The 19,987-nt window shown below is 47.6% G+C and carries 17 protein-coding genes; 8 read left to right on the top strand and 9 right to left on the bottom strand.

All coding sequences use genetic code 11. The features are described 5' to 3' along the window. Window positions 1-249: 249 nt before the first annotated feature. A complete protein-coding gene (galB, locus tag HQ865_RS04145; protein ID WP_173413674.1) occupies window positions 250-2,685 on the bottom strand; it encodes a beta-galactosidase GalB in 2,436 nt (811 codons plus the stop codon). Between the two features lie 89 nt (window positions 2,686-2,774). Then, window positions 2,775-5,234 carry a hypothetical protein gene (locus HQ865_RS04140; protein ID WP_173413673.1) on the bottom strand — a complete coding sequence of 820 codons (2,460 nt, stop codon included), beginning with the start codon at window positions 5,232-5,234 and terminating at the stop codon, window positions 2,775-2,777. Window positions 5,235-5,316: 82 nt separating this feature from the next. Between HQ865_RS04140 and msrA the strand changes: the two genes are divergently transcribed. The 6 genes from msrA to HQ865_RS04110 all read left to right on the top strand — a co-directional run bounded on the left by msrA (window position 5,317) and on the right by HQ865_RS04110 (window position 11,663). Continuing rightward, a complete protein-coding gene (gene msrA / locus HQ865_RS04135) occupies window positions 5,317-5,862 on the top strand; it encodes a peptide-methionine (S)-S-oxide reductase MsrA (protein WP_173413672.1) in 546 nt (181 codons plus the stop codon). Window positions 5,863-5,896: 34 nt separating this feature from the next. Continuing rightward, on the top strand, window positions 5,897-6,094 hold the full coding sequence (locus HQ865_RS04130) for a UPF0175 family protein (protein ID WP_173413671.1): 198 nt from the start codon (window positions 5,897-5,899) through the stop codon (window positions 6,092-6,094). 27 nt (window positions 6,095-6,121) lie between these two features. After that, on the top strand, window positions 6,122-6,916 hold the full coding sequence (locus HQ865_RS04125; RefSeq protein WP_173413670.1) for a 5'-nucleotidase, lipoprotein e(P4) family: 795 nt from the start codon (window positions 6,122-6,124) through the stop codon (window positions 6,914-6,916). 293 nt (window positions 6,917-7,209) lie between these two features. After that, window positions 7,210-9,657, top strand: a complete 2,448-nt coding sequence (locus HQ865_RS04120) for a bifunctional YncE family protein/alkaline phosphatase family protein (RefSeq protein ID WP_173413669.1) — start codon at window positions 7,210-7,212, stop codon at window positions 9,655-9,657. Window positions 9,658-10,013: 356 nt separating this feature from the next. After that, complete coding sequence (locus HQ865_RS04115) at window positions 10,014-10,880, top strand: aldose 1-epimerase family protein (protein WP_173413668.1); 867 nt, start codon at window positions 10,014-10,016, stop codon at window positions 10,878-10,880. Between the two features lie 24 nt (window positions 10,881-10,904). Continuing rightward, a complete protein-coding gene (locus HQ865_RS04110) occupies window positions 10,905-11,663 on the top strand; it encodes a class I SAM-dependent methyltransferase (protein WP_173413667.1) in 759 nt (252 codons plus the stop codon). Between the two features lie 540 nt (window positions 11,664-12,203). Here the strand turns inward: HQ865_RS04110 and HQ865_RS04105 are convergent. From HQ865_RS04105 to HQ865_RS04085, 5 genes are all read right to left on the bottom strand, one after another. Continuing rightward, on the bottom strand, window positions 12,204-12,815 hold the full coding sequence (locus HQ865_RS04105; RefSeq protein ID WP_173413666.1) for a YdeI/OmpD-associated family protein: 612 nt from the start codon (window positions 12,813-12,815) through the stop codon (window positions 12,204-12,206). Between the two features lie 8 nt (window positions 12,816-12,823). Beyond that, entirely contained in the window at window positions 12,824-13,297 is a 474-nt protein-coding gene (locus HQ865_RS04100; RefSeq protein WP_173413665.1) for a YciI family protein, read from the bottom strand. A 104-nt stretch (window positions 13,298-13,401) separates the two neighbouring features. Continuing rightward, on the bottom strand, window positions 13,402-14,055 hold the full coding sequence (locus tag HQ865_RS04095; RefSeq protein WP_173413664.1) for a DNA alkylation repair protein: 654 nt from the start codon (window positions 14,053-14,055) through the stop codon (window positions 13,402-13,404). Between the two features lie 253 nt (window positions 14,056-14,308). Further along, complete coding sequence (hppD, locus tag HQ865_RS04090) at window positions 14,309-15,433, bottom strand: 4-hydroxyphenylpyruvate dioxygenase (RefSeq protein WP_173413663.1); 1,125 nt, start codon at window positions 15,431-15,433, stop codon at window positions 14,309-14,311. Window positions 15,434-15,531: 98 nt separating this feature from the next. After that, window positions 15,532-16,689, bottom strand: coding sequence for a homogentisate 1,2-dioxygenase (locus HQ865_RS04085; protein ID WP_173413662.1), 1,158 nt, complete (start codon window positions 16,687-16,689; stop codon window positions 15,532-15,534). Between the two features lie 405 nt (window positions 16,690-17,094). Between HQ865_RS04085 and HQ865_RS04080 the strand changes: the two genes are divergently transcribed. Both HQ865_RS04080 and HQ865_RS04075 read left to right on the top strand, forming a co-directional pair. Then, window positions 17,095-18,090, top strand: a complete 996-nt coding sequence (locus HQ865_RS04080; protein WP_173413661.1) for a fumarylacetoacetate hydrolase family protein — start codon at window positions 17,095-17,097, stop codon at window positions 18,088-18,090. Between the two features lie 258 nt (window positions 18,091-18,348). Further along, a complete protein-coding gene (locus HQ865_RS04075; RefSeq protein ID WP_173413660.1) occupies window positions 18,349-18,552 on the top strand; it encodes a hypothetical protein in 204 nt (67 codons plus the stop codon). Window positions 18,553-18,681: 129 nt separating this feature from the next. On the opposite strand, the gene HQ865_RS04070 is transcribed toward HQ865_RS04075, so the two are convergent. Together HQ865_RS04070 and HQ865_RS04065 are read right to left on the bottom strand one after the other, a co-directional pair. Beyond that, the gene (locus HQ865_RS04070; RefSeq protein WP_173417715.1) at window positions 18,682-18,972 is read right to left on the bottom strand and encodes a YXWGXW repeat-containing protein; all 291 of its coding nucleotides are present in this window, start codon (window positions 18,970-18,972) and stop codon (window positions 18,682-18,684) included. A 60-nt stretch (window positions 18,973-19,032) separates the two neighbouring features. Next, window positions 19,033-19,926, bottom strand: coding sequence for a 3-hydroxyacyl-CoA dehydrogenase family protein (locus HQ865_RS04065; protein WP_173413659.1), 894 nt, complete (start codon window positions 19,924-19,926; stop codon window positions 19,033-19,035). Between the last annotated feature and the right edge of the window lie 61 nt (window positions 19,927-19,987).

Here is a 19,987-nt window from a genome sequence, read left to right as displayed (position 1 = left end):
GCCTGCGGCGGAAAGAGGGACAAGGTTATCCGGTACTGCTTCTGCCCTCGTTTCGCGCAACGAAGAGAGGGTCGACCAGCGTAGCGTAGTCGGGGTGAGTATTCACGTCTGGATAGCGATAGTGAAGGATTCCCGCTACGCATTATCGCTTTGTGCTTATCGGGGATGCTTCGCTCGCGCTCAGCATGACGGGTGGGTGAAAACAGGAAAAGGCGCTGATAGCGCCTTTTCCTGTTTGTGTTTTTTAACTTACTTCGCCTGCAAAGTAACGGTTGCCGGCGCTAATCCATCCGCCGTAGCGGTAAAGGTAATAGCCCCTGCTTTAGCGTTCGACTGCAAAATGGCCAACGCCAAACCGTGGAAAGCCTTGCGGTAATCGGCTTTAAACGGATCGTGGCTTACCGGGTCGCCGTTGTCTACACCAGCTATAAAGGCATTGCCTTTTAGTTTAAAGTTAACTTTGTTATCGGCATTAGGTACGATATTGCCGTCCTTGTCCAGTATCCTAACAGTAACAAACGACATATCCTTACCATCTGCCTTGATGTTCTTTCTATCGGCAACCAGTTCAATTTTAGCGGCCGGACCGGCAGTGTGCACCTCGGTTGTTTTAACCACTTTGCCATCCTTGTATGATACGGCTTTCAACGTGCCCGGCTCGAAAGGTACGCCCCATGAGATATGCAGGTCGTCGCCCTGTTTGGCTTTTTTACCCAGCGATTTGCCATTCAGGAACAATTCCACTTCATCGGCATGGTTATAATAGGCCCAAACCTGTATAGTTTTGCCTGCTTCCCAGTTCCAGTGCGGCAGGATGTGCAGCACGGTTTTGTCGGTCCACTCGCTTTGGTACATGTAATAAACATCCTTAGGAAAACCCGCCAGGTCGATGATGCCAAAGTACGAACTGCGCGACGGCCAGGTGTATGGTGTGGGTTCGCCCAGGTAATCAAAACCAGTCCAGATGAACATGCCTGACAGGAAAGGGTATTTCTTGATCGGTTTCCAGCTTTCTTCGTGCGTTGATGCCCATGGGGCCGATACGTTATCATAGGCCGATACGGTATTGTCGGCATTCATGTTCACGTGGTCGTTATAATTACCTTTTACCGGCCAGCGGCGAATGCTATCCAGCTTTGGCGGCATATCATAATAACCACGGGTTTCCAGCGCCGATGTAGTTTCCGACCCAATGAAGATCTTGCCCGGGTAACGTTTGTGAAAGTTTGGATAATCGCGGAAGTGGTAGTTATAGCCCACCAAATCAACCGCGCCCGATTTGATGATCTTGTTAGTGGTATCGGGGTTGTTGTTAGCGGTGCTTAATGGGCGACTGGTATCCAGCTTATGGATAATCGCCGCCATTTCGGTAGCCAGTTCGCCGGCGCGTGGGCGGCCCTGCTCGGGGATCTCGTTACCCATGCTCCAAATGATTACACTGGGGTGGTTGCGGTCGCGCAATATCTGGTCTTCCAGGTCGCGTTTGTGCCACTCTTTAAAAAATATGGCATAATCGTATTTTTCTTTGGTGCGTTCCCAAACGTCAAAAGCTTCGTCCATCACGATGAAGCCCATTTTATCGCACAGATCTAATAATTCGGGCGATGGGGGATTGTGCGATGTACGGATAGCATTACAGCCCATGGCTTTCAGTATCTCCAGTTGACGCTCGGTAGCACGCACACTCACGGCCGAACCAAGGCTACCCAGATCGTGGTGGTCGCACACGCCTAAGATCTTGGTCGGTACACCGTTTAAGCTGAAGCCATTATCGGCATTAAAATCAAAATAACGGACACCAAAATTGGTGGTATAGCTATCGGTCAATACTTTGCCGTTATAAACTTTGGTTACAGCCTTATACAGGTACGGGCGCTTGTCCGACCATAAATTTGGCGCAGCCATTTTAAACTGCTGGTGCATCGTAGTAATACTATCGGCCAGGTTCACTTTATTGCCCGTGCTGGTTATGGTTTTACCCTGCGCGTCATAAATGGTGGTGGTCATATCAACCATTTGTGGTTTGCCACTGTTGCGGATGTTCACCTGCAACTCTACACTGGCCTGCTCTTTACTCACTTTTGGCGTGGTAATAAAAGTCCCCCAGTGATCTATCGCCACTTTATTGGTAGTTACCAGCCACACGTTGCGGTAAATTCCCGAACCTGAATACCAGCGCGAGTTTGGCTGGCTTGCATTATCAACCTTAACGGCTATCACATTGGCCGCGCCGTATTTTAAATAAGGTGTCAACTCGTAACGGAACGAGATATAACCGTTGGGACGGAAGCCCAAATGATGCCCATTGATCCATACATCGCTTTTTTGGTAAACGCCATCGAAATCAATATATACCTGCTTGCCTTTTGATGTTGCAGGCACGGTAAATGTTTTGCGGTACCAGCCAATACCGCCCGGCAGCGCGCCGCCTTCGGGTGTAGCGGGGTTATCTTTGCTAAATTCGCCTTCGATGCTCCAATCGTGCGGGAGGTTGAGCAGGCGCCAGCTTTTATCGGCAATTGATGCTTCCTGGCCATTGTCTACATCGCCCAGGTGAAAGCGCCAGCCGGCATCAAAATCGACAGTAGTGCGACTTTGTTGACCGTAGCCTTTTACTGTAAATAATACAGTTAAAGCAAGCGCTAACAGCTTGCCTTGTTTAAAACAGATGTGGTTTAATATCATATGGAATTGATGGTTGGGTATAGATACAAAAACGAAGTTAGTAATTGCCTTATATATACAAAGACACGCCCGCCGAAATATTATACCATTCAGGGTGATTTTTTCCGCACCGTGAAGCTGTCTTCGCCGTAAACCACATCGCTATTGGTAATACCCTGCACTACAATGCGGAATTTGCCGGTGATATCGCTGGTATAAAACGAGATCTCGGTTTCCTTTTCCGAACTGATGCCGACACCATGCTTCCAGCAGATGGTAGAGAGGTAATCTGGTTCGGTTGGATTGATCTTGGCGTAATCGGCACCGTAAAATTCGCGCGCGGCGTAAATGCCCTGAAATATCAGCATCCCTCCTTTCGGTACTTCATCAGAGCAGCCGTAATACGGTGTTAAACCTTGCCCGCCCATGTGCACCATTTCGCCCTGCTGCGGCGCGTGGTTACCCGGGTCCGAAGTATGGTTAGGGCAGTTAAGGATATGGTACGGACATACATAATCGCCGCAGGCGTTGGCATTAACAGCAAAACCATGCTTAAAATTCCTGCTGTTTGATGACTTGATCACCACCTCCTTCAGGTGTGTGGTATGTTCAAAACCTTTCAGCACCAGTTCCTTTGTGCTTTGCACAATTGGCGGTTCAAACATTACGGGCTCGATATCCTTTGCCAGTTGTTTATTCCTATCCGGATATGGATCTGCCACATCTATCAGGTAATCGCTGCTGCTACCGCTAACGATCAGGTGTACTTTTTTATCGGCCGGTGTATATAGCTGATTGTTAGCCAAAGTAAAGCCGCCGGTAGCGGTGCTGGCTATCATATTCATTGCTGATGAATCCTTCATCAGCAATACTTCCACAGGCTTTTTCAGTTTATTGCCAAAATGGGTTATTGTTCCGGCATAGAATAAGCTGTCATTGCGGATAATCGTATCCGCTTCCGATGTCTTCATCATATCCAGCCATTTGTATTTGCTCCAGCCCCGTATCAGCAGCAGTTCATTCAGATATTGCAGGTCGAGCTCGGCACTGCCCATCAGGCGTTCTTTTACCGGCAGATCGTCTATCTCGCTTTGCAGGTAAACATAGTTTTCGATGTTATTATCGTTCTTAACCTCAAATCGGCTATCCTGCACACAGGCTACCGATACAATGCCCTGCTGCGGGTGTCCGTTATTTTCGTTCAGCTTCAGTTTTACGCTTACCTTTTGCCGTAAAAGAGGGTCCGTATTATCAATATTGATGCTTAGCCGGGGCCGCTGGTTATAATGCGCGAAGAACAACCGCTCGGCGCAGGGACGGTTCAGACTGTCTAACACCGTGATGCAGCTGATACCGCGCGGAATTGCCGACATATCGACCTTTACGCCTCTTGCCGCCTGCGATACCGTAAGCGGTGTAGCCGAATATACCTGCCGGTAATTATGCACCAGCAGCGTAACCCGCCCTACCTGCTGCGCCCGCAACTGGAGCCGTAACGAATCATTTATGATCGCATCGGCTACACGGACCACCACCCCCGCCTTAAGCGCCGCAGGCAGCGGATGCAGTTCGGTATCGTAATCATTATCCAGCAGTTTAACCGCGTAGGTGGCATTGACCTGCGGGTTAATGGAAAAAACACCCATCCCAAAACTATCAGTATGGATGGTATCTGCCGGGTTGCCATTTATATATAATACCGCATCGGTTTTAATGGCTGTACCACCCGGTGTTTTCACTTCCCAGCCTACGCGGCTCACTATGTTCTCTATCAAATGCCCACCCTCTGGGTAGAAGCCGATGGCTACGGCCGGGCGTTTTACGGGGATATCCAGGTGCAGGGTTTTAACATCAGCGCCCGATTTTACCTGCACCTCTAAATTATGCTGCGTGGCATTGATACGATCCCTGGGGAGCATAATGGTATAGCTGCCTATCACGTTGGTTTTGGCTTTGCCCGCTACACGCGTTTTGGCATTCTTACCTAAAAAATAGCTGACAGAAGCCCCATCAAGCGGCGTGCTGCGCGAATCGGCTTTTAACAATACGCGCATATTGGCCGGATCATGATACATGGTATCCAAAGCCAGTTCTACATTAAAATTAGGTTCGGTAACAGTTTTAAGGGTGATGGCCTGCACAAAGCAAACCTGCGGCTTGCCGTTCAGCATGCGGTTGGTATAGGCCACAAAGCTGTAATGCCCGGGCGGCACACTATCCGGGATCATCATATTCCCATAAGCCAGTCCCCTGCTCATTACAAAGCGGCCCTGAACGGCTATCTTTTGGTCGTTATTATTCACCAGCGCGGCCGATAATACCTGGTGCCCCGCAGCCTCGTGCGCCTTAACGCCCAAAAGGTAAGCGGTAAACCACATCATATCGTTATTTACATACACCGTTTTATCCAGGTGGACGAACATCAGCGATACCGGGTTTTTAACATGATAATATGCAGCATGCTTCAGTATGCTATCTACCATGGGGTTATTGCCTTGCGCGCGGACAACCATATTACCGATCGTCAGCAGTATTAGGATGGCCATACGCATGGCAAGTTTAAACATCATACAAAAGCAATTATTAAGGTGAAAAGGCTACAATGACAGTGAAATTAAACTAAAGATACATTTTGTGGTTAATTTAGCAGATATGAATATTCAAAAAGCAACATTTGGTAACGGCTGCTTCTGGTGCACCGAAGCGATATTTCAAATACTTAAAGGCGTAATAAAGGTACGATCGGGTTATACAGGCGGGCATACCATTAACCCAACCTATATGGAAATTTGCAATGGCGATACCGGCCACGCCGAAGTTATTGACATTGAGTTTGATGCGGATGCGATCTCGTACGATGAATTGCTGCTGGCATTTTTTAAAAGCCACAACCCCACTACGCTTAACCGCCAGGGTAATGACGTAGGTACGCAATACCGCTCGGCCATATTTTATCATAGCGAAGAACAGAAGCAACAGGCCGAACAGATGATCAAAAAGCTAACCGATGAAAAGGTGTTTGACAGGCCCATTGTAACTGAAGTTACCCCGGCGTCTGAATTTTACAAAGCCGAAGATTATCACCAGAATTATTATAATGATAATACATTGAAACCATATTGCATGGTGGTGATACAGCCCAAGCTTAACAAATTTATTAAGGAATTTGTGGAAAAAATTAAGCCAGAAGTATTGTAATTGTCAAAAATGTTTATATTTGATTATGCAAACTTTGAATATTAACTTACCGGATGGTGTAAAAATATCTGAAAAAGATGTTTTAACAGCTGTCGCCACCCGTCTTTACGACACCGGTAAACTAAGTATTGAACAGGCTGCAAACATGGCCGGCTACAACCTATCGGCCTTTATTGAAGAGCTTACCGCGCAAAGTTTAAAAGAAAACAGCGCAGTGATGTACCATTATTAACGGTATCTTCCACCCAAAATCTTCCCTATGAAAATCAAGTACCCTATCGCGGCGTTATTGCTGTGCTTTGCTATTAATTCATTCGCGCAGGCGCCAAATTTATCCACAGCCAACGCCGGCAAACTATGGGCATCGCTCTACCAGCAGCGCGCCGCCGAGTATAAGGCGCTTTGCTTCCAGGCTTACAACATCGCCCGCCTGCGTATTGACGAGGCTGTAAAGCACAAAGGCACCAAGCCGCTGGCCGTTGTAACCGACATTGACGAAACCCTTTTAGATAATAGTCCCGAAGACGCCCGCGCTGCCATTAACAACCAGGAGTTTGATGCCAAAGCCTGGAAAAAATGGACCGCACAAGGCATTGCCGATACTGTACCCGGCGCACCATCTTTTTTTAAATATGCCGCAGCTAAAGGTGTAAAGGTATTCTACATCACCAACCGTGATGAGGACGAGCGGGCAGGCACGCTTAAAAACCTGCAATTATACCATCTCCCTTTTGCCGACGATGCGCACCTGATCCTGAAAACTACCACGTCCAGCAAGGAAACCCGCCGGCAGGAAGTATTAAAGAAATACAACATCGTATTGCTTTGCGGCGATAACCTGGCCGATTTTGATGCCCTGTATGATAACCATCCATCCGAAGAAAACCGCGAAGCCACCACGCAAAAGCTGAGGAAACAATTTGGCACTAAATACATCGTGCTGCCTAATCCAGGTTATGGCGATTTTGAAGGGGCTTTATTTAAGTTTAACTACAAGTTGACGCCGGCGCAAAAGGATTCGGTGATACGGGCGAATATAAAACTGGCGCAGTAATGGCGAAGACTCACCCGGTTGTGGCTTCGCCCGACCACCCTCTCTTCGCTGCGCGAAAAGAGGGAATGCGACTGTCAAATATTGCGCCAGCCCTCTTTCTGCCAAAGGCGGAGAGAGGGCCGACCAGCGTAGCGCAGTCGGGGTGAGTCTAACGATAAGCAGAGCCGTCCTACATGCGTAGAGATTGTTTCGTACCTCGTAATTACGTGGCGGTTCAGCCCATTATTAAGTTTCTGTTAACCCACAGTCATTTCCTTTCAATTTTCTTAGCTTTGGTTACATTTAATTAACTGATGTTACGAAAACTTTTTACCGCAGCGCTGGCCATTGCCGGCCTTGTACAAATTACCATTGCACAAACCCCGGGCAAGGTATCAGGCACCGACCAGGTTTTACTGCCAAACGGCTGGAAACTGAGCCCCGCGGGGCATAACTCGCTGCCGCTTGGCGATCTGCCGTTAAATATTCAACTATCGTCGTCGGGCAAGCTGATGGCAGTTACCAATAACGGGCAAAGCACGCAATCGGTACAATTGATCGATGCCAAAAGCCAAAAAGTACTTGATACAAAGATCATCAACAAATCGTGGTATGGCCTGGCCATCAGCAACGATGAGAAAAAGATATACGCGTCGGGCGGTAATAACAATTGCATCGTAGTTTACCCTATCGAGAATAATAAACTGGGCAAAGCCGATACCATTACGCTTGGCAAACCGTGGCCTGCCAACAAAATATGCGCCACGGGCCTTGCCCTTAAAAAAGACAACAGCGTTTTATATGCCGTAACCAAAGAGGATAACACCCTTTACACTATCGACCCCGCAAATAAAAGCATCACCGGCCGTGTTAAACTGGCCGCCGAAGCTTATAGCTGCCTGCTATCGCCCGATGAAAAGAAACTTTACATATCGTTATGGGGTGGCGAGGAAGTAGCTATTTACAACACCGTATCTGGCAAAATTGAAAACAGCATTAAAGTGGGCAACCACCCTAACGAGTTGCTGCTGAACAAAAAAGGCACCCTTTTATTTGCCGCCAACGCTAACGATAACAGCGTATCGGTAATTAACACCCAAAGCAATAAAGTGCTGGAAACAGTATCTACCGCTTTATACCCAACCAAACTGACCGGTTCTACCAGCAACGGCTTAGCTTTATCGCCAAACGAAAAGACACTTTACATTGCCAATGCCGATAACAACTGCCTGGCGGTATTCGACCTGAGCAACCCCGGGCATAGCCAAAGCATGGGCTTTATCCCGGTAGGCTGGTATCCAACCAATGTAAAAACTTTGGGCAACCAGATCATTGTTTCAAACGGTAAGGGTTTCACATCGATGGCTAACCCTAACGGCCCGCAGCCGGTAAGCAAAACCGATAACAGCGGCCATCACATTGGCTCTACCAATAGCCGCGAGCAATACATCGGCGGCTTGTTTAAAGGCACCATGTCGTTTATCAACGCGCCTACAGCCGATCAGCTGAAAGCTTATACCAAACAGGTTTACGCCAACACGCCGTTCACTAACGATAAAGTGAACCTGGCCGATGGACTGGCGGGCAACCCGATACCACGCAAGGTGGGGGATAAATCGCCAATTAAGCACGTATTTTATATTATTAAAGAAAACCGCACGTACGACCAGGTTTTGGGCGATATGAAACAGGGCAATGGCGACAGCGCGCTGTGTATCTTTCCGCGCAAGGTTACGCCAAACCTGCACGCTATCGCATCAAACTACGTACTGGCCGATAACTTTTATGTAGATGCCGAAGTAAGCTGCGATGGACACAACTGGAGCATGGCCGCCTACGCTACCGATTTTATCGAGAAGACCTGGCCTACCAGTTACGGCGGTCGCGGTGGTAATTACGATGGCGAAGGCACCCGCAAAATTGGCGACCCGCGCGATGGGTATATCTGGGATTATTGCAAGCGTGCCGGTGTAAGCTACCGCACCTATGGCGAGTTTGCCGAAAATGGCAAGGCCAATATCAAATCGCTGCAGGGGCATTTGTGCCCGCAATCGCCGGGCTTTACGCTGGATATTAAGGATGTGCTGCGCGAATCGATCTGGGAGCATGACTTTGATTCGTTACTAAAAATAAACGCGGTACCGCAGTTTAATACCGTACGCCTGGGTAACGACCATACCAGCGGCCAGCGCAAAGGCAAAATATCGCCGATAGCCGCTGTTGCCGATAACGACCTGGCAGTTGGTCAGTTTATCGATCACCTGTCGCACAGCCCGATCTGGAAAGAATCGGTGGTGTTTATTTTGGAGGATGACGCCCAAAACGGCCCCGACCATGTGGATGCACACCGTTCGCCGGTTTACGTGGTTGGCCCATATGTAAAACGTAATGCTGTGGTGCATGGCATGTATTCAACATCGGGCGTACTGCGCACCATGGAGCTGATCCTGGGTCTACCGCCAATGAGCCAGTACGATGCTGCTGCCATGCCACTTTACGAATGCTTCACCAGCAAGCCCGATTTTACGCCTTATACTGCAAAATCTGCCGAGGTTGATCTGGAACAACGAAACGTAGCAGTGAACGAAAGTAGCCGCCGGTCTGAATTGTGGAATTTAGCCAAGGAAGATGCCGCACCGGATATTGAACTAAACGAAGTAGTTTGGAAATATGTAAAAGGCGAAGCATCGGTAATGCCAGCCCCAAAACGCAGCGCATTTGTGATATTGGAAAAGAAGAAGAAGAAAGATGACGATGATTAAGACATGATAGCGGTGAAATCCAAGGGTGCTGTCAGCCTAAGCTTATCGAAGACTGCGTGTAAGGGTCAGCTCACTATGACAAACTGAGCCGGCGAGTTGACTCACCTGGTCGTGGCTTCGCCCGACCACCCTCTCTGCTGTGCAAAGAGGGTTAAAATAATCCTGCCCTCTTTGCGCAGCAGAGAGGGCCGACCAGCGAAGCGCAGTCGGGGTGAGTAAACAAAAGTGGCAGAGCAGCTATACATTGCCGTAACTCAGCCCCCGGCATACTTTTTGAAATTCAAAAAGAAAAAGAAACAGGATAATGAATAATATGTTCAGTATTTAATATATTGGCATAAACCTTTCTTTTAAGCATGATCATCATCGAGAACGAATTTCTGAAAGCGGCCATCGATACCAAGGGCGCGCAACTATCATCATTAATTAACAAGGAAACCGGTGTGGAGCACATGTGGCAGGCCGGCGAGGCATGGCCATGGCACTCCCCTAACCTGTTCCCGGTTATTGGCACGCTGATAGACAACCAAATTATTGTTGACGGCAAGCCTTATGAAATTACCCAGCGCCACGGCTTTGCCCGCTATTCGGAGTTTTTACTCATAGAATCCGACAGTAATCACGCCAAATTTTCGCTACCCTACAGCGAAACCACCATGGCGATGTATCCTTACAAATTCGATCTGCATATTATATACGACCTGATCGACAACTCGTTGCGGGTAACTTTTAAAGTGCTTAACCGTGATGATAAAACCATTTACTTTTCGGTAGGCGGGCATCCGGCTTTTAATGTACCTTTCCACCCCGGCGAAAATTATGATGATTACTACCTGGAGTTTGAAACCGAGGAGCAACTGACCGAACACCTGCTATCGCCCGAAGGCGTTTTCAGCGGGGAGACCCGACCTTTAAAGCTGGATGGCAAAAACCTGCAACTGACGCACGAACTGTTTGCCAACGACGCGCTGGTGTTTAAGCACATGAAATCGCGCCAGGTGACGATAAAAAGCCACAAGCACGATGAGAGCCTTACTGTGCAGTTCCCGCATTTCCAATACCTGGGCATCTGGGCCAAAACCAATGCCGATTTTGTTTGCATTGAACCATGGCTGGGGCATGCCGATACCGCGGGCCAGCATGTGGAGTTTAAAAACAAGGAAGGTGTGCAAAAACTGGTGCACGGGCATGTGTTTGATGCCAGTTATTATATCAGCATATAAAACCTACACAACATATCTAAATATATGACGGGTTCTACCCAACGCTTTACCAACCGGGTTGATAATTATACCAAATATCGCCCCGGTTACCCTAATGCTGTGCTGCAATTGCTGCGCACATCGGGCCATCTATCAGCCAACGCGGTTGTTGCCGATGTGGGTTCGGGCACCGGTATCTTCACTAAATTATTGTTGGATGAGGGATACACGGTTTACGCCGTTGAACCCAATGGAGCGATGCGACAGGCGGCAGATGATAGCTTAGGCGGAGATAAAAAATATCATTCGATTAATGGAACTGCCGAGGCTACCACCTTAAAAGCACATTCGGCTGATATGGTGGTATGCGCGCAGGCCTTCCATTGGTTTGATGCCCATAAAACCAAGGCCGAGTTTGCCCGCGTTTTGAAACCCGGCGGCAACGTAGCTTTGATATGGAACAACCGGCAGGTAGAGGTTGACGAATTTTCGATCAATTACGAGTTACTGCTGCAGCAACAGGCATCAGATTATAAGCGTGTAAATCACCAAAACCTCACCGAAGCCAACTTCAACGCGTTTTTTAAGGACGGCAAATACCAGCTTACCCGGTTCCCCAACACCCAGGTGTTTGATATGGAGGGATTGGCCGGCCGCGCATTCTCTTCATCCTATGTACCTTCCGAAGAAACACCCGAAGGCGCCCTATTCCTGAAAAAACTACAGGAGCTTTTTGATCGTCACCAAAACAACGGCACGGTGAATATGGAATACCAGACCGAAGTTTATTTGGGTGAGGTGTAGCCCTAATTAGCAAGTAGAGGAGCATTACTTTTAAAACAAGCTTCAGCGTTTTAGGCCAAAGCCTCCTTTCAGTCCTTAACTTATCCGTTGGCTATAGCCAACGGCAATAAAGAATAACTGTGCAAATTCATTGCCGCACATTTATGGGACGGCAGGACAAAAAAGAAGCGACGCTTTAGCCAAACCCGACAAAACTTAAGCGACCATCTTTAAGCCACCAATTACATTTGCAACTCCGGCCAATTTTCCGTATATTGTATATCCCTGCTCCCGTACCATCAACCGATTGTACGATGTTTGCAAACCCCACTTTTTCAGGAAGGCTTAAATCACCAAATATAATTTGGCGAAGCCTACCTAAAACAAACACCAAAAACAATCAGTTCTTTGACACTTAATTGCACAAAACCGCTTCCATGGGGCCCATTGCCCATTTACGCTCAGGCATAAAACAAAAAAGCCGGGCAGATCACACAGATTGCCCGGTCTTTAAATTTCAGTTTCGGGAAATTTTTTTATGATAAGATCCGAAAATGAAGCTTACTTTTTATACTTCCAATGGCGGGTTTTACCCTCGGCCACCCACTCCATCATCGTATCTAATCGTTTTTGGCGGGTAGCTTCACTCTTTGCCTCGTCAAGCCACGAGATATACTCCTTCTTTGCAGATGGACTGAACTTTTCGAAATGCTGTAAAGTGCCGGTATTGGATTTAAAAGCTTCGATCAGATCGGTCGGCATTTCTAATTCTTTTGGCTCTTCGGTTTTTTTAGGTGGCGGTAGTTTGATTCCCTTTTCATTCAGATCGATGGCATTGAGCATATAGGTTATCAAAACATCGTCAGCCGGTAAGTCAGCCATCGATCTGATCTTGCCGATACTGCCGGCGCTGCCTTTTTCGGCGGCGGCAAACAGGCCGGCGGGGTCGTCCATCAGGGTACTTTTCCAAAAATTAAGTCCCAGGTGTTCCTTAAAGGCGGCCAACCCCATAAACGGACCTTTATAATCGAAATGCGGGTGGCCCCACTTCATCACTTCGGTAACCTGCGGGGTAACCTGGTGTATCAACTTACGCAAATGGGTAATGATGGGCTGGGCATATGCGGGCGATTTAGCGATGTAAGCATCTACTTTAGGTTCGGTATTTTCCATGATATGTATTAATCGGCAAAATTCTTTTTAGCTAATTTTTTATGGGTTTTGGCTACTTCCATCAAGGCCGCCGAGCAATAGAACGGGCGCAGTTCCATCACCAGCACACCAGCTTTTATAGCCGGATCGGTTTCAGTAAGTGCTTTGGCTTCGGCAATGGTAGATACATCAAATATAAAAATGCCCTCTACCTCGCCCGGATCCATAAAGGGGCCGGCAACAACCAGTTTGCCCTCATCGGCCAGCTTAGTAATGTTTTTAAGGTGCGCCTTTTGCAATTCGGCCGATTTAGCTTTGTCGGCTATTTTAGTCGGGCCGGTTTTAAGGAAAGCCATTACGTACTTGCGCATGCCGTATTCATCGGCGCCCAGTTTTTTGGCTAAGGCCGCGTCATATTCGGGGTTGGGTTTGGCGGTGGTGGTTTGTGCAAAGCTGCCGCAATAGGTAAAGGCAGCAAAAGCCAGTATCAGCAATTTTTTCATCGTTAAAATGTGTAATTAGGTTAAAATCAAATATAATATAATTGCATAGCGTACAATAACCGTTGGTCGAAATATGCGAAAATCACCCTATAGGGGGGAGGGTATTATCGGTTATGTAATTCGCGCAAAGCATCTTTTGCTATCCACCGGGCGGCTTTGATATCCTGCTCTAAGATCCGGTCGGCGGTGTCAATCGCGGTGTGTTTAAGTAGAGTATTGCGCTTGCCAATTTGCCGCAAAGCCCAGTTGATAGCTTTCTTTACAAAGTTACGGTTATCCCAGGCTTCGCGTTCTATAATGGGCAGAAATGACAGGAACACATCATCGGTGGCTTTTTTTAGATGCACTGCGTACTCGGCCATCAGTACAAAGCCACAGCGCTTTACAAATTCCTGGTCGGATGTACAGTACTCCCTGATCTTATCCAGCACAAATGGCGTACGGATAAATAAGTTGCCACAAGCCTGGTCGCAAACATCCCAGGTACTGAAATCGCCGGCCCAGGTATCCATCTGCTGCGGGCTAACCTGCGCCGGATCACCGATCATCGTAGCCAGCAGGCGGGCTTCATGTATATCGGTCGCCCAAAGTTCAAGTGATAGCTGCTGATCTTTTTTGATGACCTTAGCCAATTTGCGGATCACCGGGAGCTTAACTCCAAGCGCTTTGCTGTTATCAATACCAAAGCGGGACATGCCAGCCAGGTACTGCGGCGATGCGTGTTCTTTAAGGTGTTCGAGGGCTGCGGTAAGTGTCATTTGCAAGTGTTTAATACCACGCTGGTGATAAATAAAATTACAAAAAAAGCCGGACATTGCTGCCCGGCTCACGGTTTATAGATCAGTTAAATAGTTTGCTCAAGTAAAGCCGGATAATAAATATCCGGCTTCGGGTTTATAGATCAGTTAAGTAGTTTGCTTAAATAAAGCCGGGCACTCGCTGCCCGGCTTCGGCTTATAATAGATCAGTTAACAGTTTCTATTTAAATTCCTCCTTTAGAGGGTTAAGGGCTTATAAGTTACCCCTTAGTTCCTGCTCACGCTCAATCGCCTCGAACAGCGCCTTAAAGTTACCCGCGCCGAAAGAACGTGCCCCCTTACGCTGAATGATCTCGAAGAAAACGGTCGGCCTGTCTTCTACCGGTTTGGTAAAGATCTGTAGCAGGTACCCTTCATCATCACGATCTACCAGGATACCTAATTTGGCCAGTGGTTCAATGTCTTCATCGATCTTGCCAACACGGGCTTCCAGCTCATCATAATAGGTGGTGGGTACGGTCAGGAACTCAACGCCGCGGCTTTGCAGTTCGGTAACGGTTTTAACAATATCGTGCGTGGCAAGGGCAAGGTGTTGTACACCTTCATCTTCGTAAAACTCCAGGTACTCTTCTATCTGGCTTTTCTTTTTGCCTTCGGCTGGTTCGTTTATCGGGAATTTCACATAGCCGTTGCCGTTGCTCATTACCTTGCTCATCAACGCCGAATACTCTGTTGATATCATTTTATCGTCGAACGTAAGGATGTTTTTAAAGCCCATTACCTCCTCATAAAAGTTAACCCAGTGGTTCATTTTATGCCAGCCTACATTGCCTACGCAATGGTCTACATAAAGCAGGCCGGTATCGGTTGGGTTATAGTTGTTCTCCAGCTTTTCATAACCGGGCAGGAAAACACCGTTGTAGTTTTTACGTTCGATGAACAGGTGCACGGTTTCGCCATAAAGTTTGATACCGCTGGTACGTACCTCGCCAAACTCGTCGGTCAGCGTTTGCGGTTGCTGGTACGGCTCGGCACCGCGACTGGTTGTTTGTTCGAAAGCGTCATAAGCGTCATCCACCCAAATGGCTAATACTTTTACCCCGTCGCCATGTTTTTTAATATGCTCGGCAATGGGATGGTCTGAATGTAACGGCGTAGTCAGCATCAGCCTGATCTTGCCTTGTTGCAACACATACGATGCACGGTCGCGCACACCGGTTTCAGGGCCGGCATAAGCCAGGTTTTGGAAACCGAATGCTGTTTTATAAAAGTGAGCAGCCTGCTTGGCATTGCCCACGTAAAATTCCACGTAATCCGTGCCGTTCAGCGGCAGGAAATCAGTGGTTTGTAGTTTTTTATCTGCTATTAGCGTGTCCATTATTTTGTTGTTTGGCCTCATCCCGGCCCTCTCCATAGGAGAGGGAGGCAAAGGCTATGTTTTTAAAGTCCTCCCCTTTGGGGAGGGTTTGGGTGGGGCTACTCCGCCCACGAGTGGTAATACCCCTCGTCTTCAATATTTACCGCGTCCTCCGTCAATTGCAGCGGATGAAACGGGTCGATCATTACGGCCAGTTCTTCGGTGGCCTCTTTACCTATCGATTTTTCTACCGAACCCGGGTGCGGCCCGTGCGGGATGCCCGCCGGGTGTAGGGTGATCTGCCCTTTTACCACATTTTTGCGACTCATAAAATCACCGTCAACATAATACAGCACCTCGTCGCTGTCTACATTGCTATGGTTATATGGTGCAGGGATAGAATCAGGGTGATAATCGAACTTGCGCGGCACAAAGCTGCATAGTACGAAGTTGTGCCCATCAAAAGTTTGATGTACCGGCGGTGGCTGGTGCAGGCGGCCGGTTATTGGTTCAAAATCGTGGATCGAGAATCCCCATGGGTAGTGAAAGCCATCCCAGCCGATGAAATCGAAAGGATGCGTACCGTAAATGTATGGGTAGATCAGACCTTGTTTTTTGATCAGGATCTTGAAATCGCCCTTTTCATCGTGTGTTTGCAGGTTTTGGGGACGTTTAATATCGCGCTCGCAATAGGGCGAATGCTCCATCAACTGACCGAACTGGTTCCTGTAGCGCTTAGGCGTGCGGATCGGCCCGAAGCTTTCTACAATACACAAGCGGTTATCTTCGGTATTAAACTCCATTTGGTAAATGGTACCGCGTGGTATCACCAGGTAATCGCCATATTCAAATTTGATGTCGCCGAAGCCGGTCTTTAGCGTACCCGAACCTATATGAACGAAGATCACCTCATCGGCCTGCGCATTTTTAAAGAAATAGTCGGTCATGCTTTTTCGCGGCGCGGCCAGCGATATGTGCAGATCGTTATTCACCAATACGGCCTTGCGGCTTTCCAGGTAATCGTCGGCAGGCTTAATATTAAAACCAATCAGGCTGGTATGCTTCAGGTATTTAGCGCGCGCTATCTTGGGTTCTACCGAATAGGGTTCGCCCAAAGTTTTCACAATGGTAGGCGGATAGCAATGATAAACCAACGAATACAAGCTGGAAAAGCCCTCGGTTGATACCAGTTCCTCGGCATACAAACCACCGTCGGGCTTACGGAAAACCGTATGCCGCTTATGCGGGATTTGACCTAATGTATGATAGATTGGCATTTTTGTTTTGTTTTAATGTTGTAAAGTTGGAACGTTGAAATGTTCAATTGGTTAACATAACAACAAGTGTATTCAACATTGGTTTCAAATGAAGGGGCGTTGCAAACCTTACAACTTTCCAACATTTAAACCTTAAAACCGAAACTTTAATACTGCGCGAAAATGATCTTAGAGAGTACCGCGTTACGGAAAAGCGCGGCGCCACTCATAGAGGTTAACCCCATTGAGCAATAAAAGCCACGTATAACGCGAATGATCATAACAACGAAATTAAAACATATAATTTTAATATGCAAGCATAGTATAGCAAAAAGCCAAAAGACTAAAGCATAAAGCTTTTTGCTTTGAGCCTTTGGCTTTCAGCTTTCTTTCATAGATTTGACCACATCCCAAATATAAACCGCCATGAAACTTGTATCCTATAAAACCGAAGACCGTGAGCACCTGGGCATTTTTGCCAACAACCATATCTATAACTTAAACTCGTGCGATAAACTGATCCCCGATAACATGAACGCCTTTTTACAGGGCGGCGACGAGTTGATGGACCGCGCGAAAAAGATCAATGCCGATATCATCTCGGGCAAGTTGGAAGCTAAAGAAGAACTATTTTTCGAACTGCTGGCCCCTGTGCCCCACCCTGCCTCCTGCCGCGATGGATACGCATTTCGTCAGCATGTAGCGGCCGCACGCCGTAATCGTAAGGTGGATATGATAGCCGAGTTTGATCAATATCCCATCTTCTATTTCACCAACCACAATGCCGTGCAAGGCGTGGGCGAGATAGAATGCATGCCCGATCACTTTCAAAAGCTTGATTTTGAACTGGAGGTGGCCATTGTTATCGGTAAAAAAGGCCGCAATGTTACTGCCGCCGAAGCCGATAATTACATAGCCGGTTACATGATCATGAACGATATGAGCGCCCGCACCCTGCAAATGGAAGAAATGTTGCTAAATCTTGGCCCGGCAAAAGGCAAAGACTTTAGCACCGTGATAGGCCCATGGCTGGTAACGCCCGATGAACTGGAACAATATAAAGTGCCCGCAAAAGCAGGCCATACCGGCAACAACTATAACCTGGCCATGAACTGCTCTGTAAACGGCATACAGGTATCGGCAGGGAATATGGCCGATATGGACTGGACATTTGCCGAGATCATCGAGCGTTGCGCTTACGGTTGCGATATACTGCCCGGCGATGTGATTGGCTCGGGCACGGTTGGCACCGGCTGCTTCCTTGAACTAAACGGTACAGGTTTGCTTAACGACCCTAACTATCAAACCCAATGGCTGCAAGCAGGTGATTTGGTAGAGATGGACATTACCGGGCTGGGCGTTTTAAGTAACGTGATCGTAGCCTCTAAAAGCGATTTTTCGATATTAGGGTTGAAGAAATAATACCTATCCTCATTCTGGAGTTCCGCTCCAGATCGTCATCCTGAGCGATAGCGAAGGATCCCAAACTTTGCATTTCTGCTCTGCTTGTCGGGGATCCTTCGCTATCGCTCAGGATGACGAGTTGAATATGGGCGTTGCCTGCGGCCCGGGCTTTTCGCTCATACTACACAAGGCCTTAGCCACATGGCCGGTATCCGCTTCAATCCATAACGCGGGTTTTGACGAAAACTATTTTATGGCACTGCCTGTTATCCTACCATGACAGAACCAGCCAACAATCCCAATAAACCATCGCCCGCGGATACCCCTACCGACCGGCCAAATGACGAAGGCCACAAAAACGTAGTGAAAAACCGCGATAAACAATATCATGCCGATGAACCCGAACAGGAAAACATCGCCAAAAGACACGAGAATGAAGAGCAGCCGGTGCACCCGGTAAAGAAAGCACCCAAGGATTAGGTCCTGAGTTTTTAGTAAGAAGTTCTAAGTATTCATAAGGAATAAATAAGGCTGCCCGCATTTCTACAGGCAGCCTTATTAGTATAATCGGTGAAATCATCCTCAAATCGGTGAAATCACTTTAAAATATTATCTCCAGTGCCCGCGGCGCCAGTAGTAGCCATTTCCGCCCCGCTCCCACGATCCGGATACCCATACCCGGTTATTCCGTGGGCGGGTCCAGTAGCCATTGGTATATACATATCGCCCGCCGCGCCAGCTCCATTCGCCCGATACCCAAACCGCGCCTTCGTATGGTGCAACCGGACGGGTATAAACAGGTTCAACGGGCTGTTCGGCCACATAATAACTGCCAGCGCATCCGGCAAGCATGCTTCCGGCAAGGGCTAATCCCAATATTAATTTACTTGTAGTTTTCATAGCTAAATGTTTTTCAGTACATATAATTATGACAAACAACAAACGCAATGGTTTAAAAAATTAACCTTTGCTAAACTTATCTGCAACAACCAATTCTTTACTGCCCGGGGTATATTTATAAAAGCCGCTGCCCGATTTTGCTCCCAAATGCCCGGCAGTAACCATATTTACCAGCAGCGGACAAGGCGCGTATTTGGTGTTACCCAAACCATCGTACAATACATTTAATATAGCCAGGCAAACATCCAGGCCAATAAAGTCGGCCAGTTGCAGTGGGCCCATTGGGTGGGCCATACCCAGTTTCATCACAGTATCAATTTCGTATACGCCGGCCACGCCCTCAAATAAGGTATAAATAGCCTCGTTTATCATCGGCATTAAAATGCGGTTGGCCACAAAGCCCGGGTAATCGTTCACCTCAACCGGTACTTTATTTAGCTGGCGGCTCAGGTCCATTACTTTTTGGGTAACCTCGTTAGTAGTAGCATAGCCTCGTATTACCTCAACCAGTTGCATTACCGGTACCGGGTTCATAAAGTGCATACCTATTACATTACCCGGCGCTTTGGTAACGGCGGCTATGCGGGTAATACTAATAGAAGAGGTATTAGTAGCCAAAATGGTATCGGGGCCACATAAATCGCTTATTTGTTTAAATATACCAAGTTTAATCTCGGGGTTTTCGGTAGCGGCCTCTACAACCAGGTCGGCATTACTAACGGCGGCGGCCAGATCGGTACCCGGATTAATATTACTTAGTGTATCGGTTTTAATATCCTCTGTTATAACACCTTTTTTTACCTGCCTGTCTAAATTGGTCAAAATAGTGTTCATCGCCTTGTCCAAAGCCTCGGGTTTCATATCAACCAGCTGCACTTTAAAACCATGCTGAGCAAATACATGGGCTATCCCGTTGCCCATTGTTCCGGAACCAATTACTGTGATGTTTTTCATGTTGTTTTCAATATAAAAATATTTTATAACCTATAATATACTCGGTCATCAAATTGTCAAT

Origin of the sequence: Mucilaginibacter mali (genome assembly GCF_013283875.1) — a bacterium.
Lineage (GTDB): Bacteria > Bacteroidota > Bacteroidia > Sphingobacteriales > Sphingobacteriaceae > Mucilaginibacter > Mucilaginibacter mali.
This window is presented reverse-complemented; position numbering and strand designations above follow the sequence as displayed.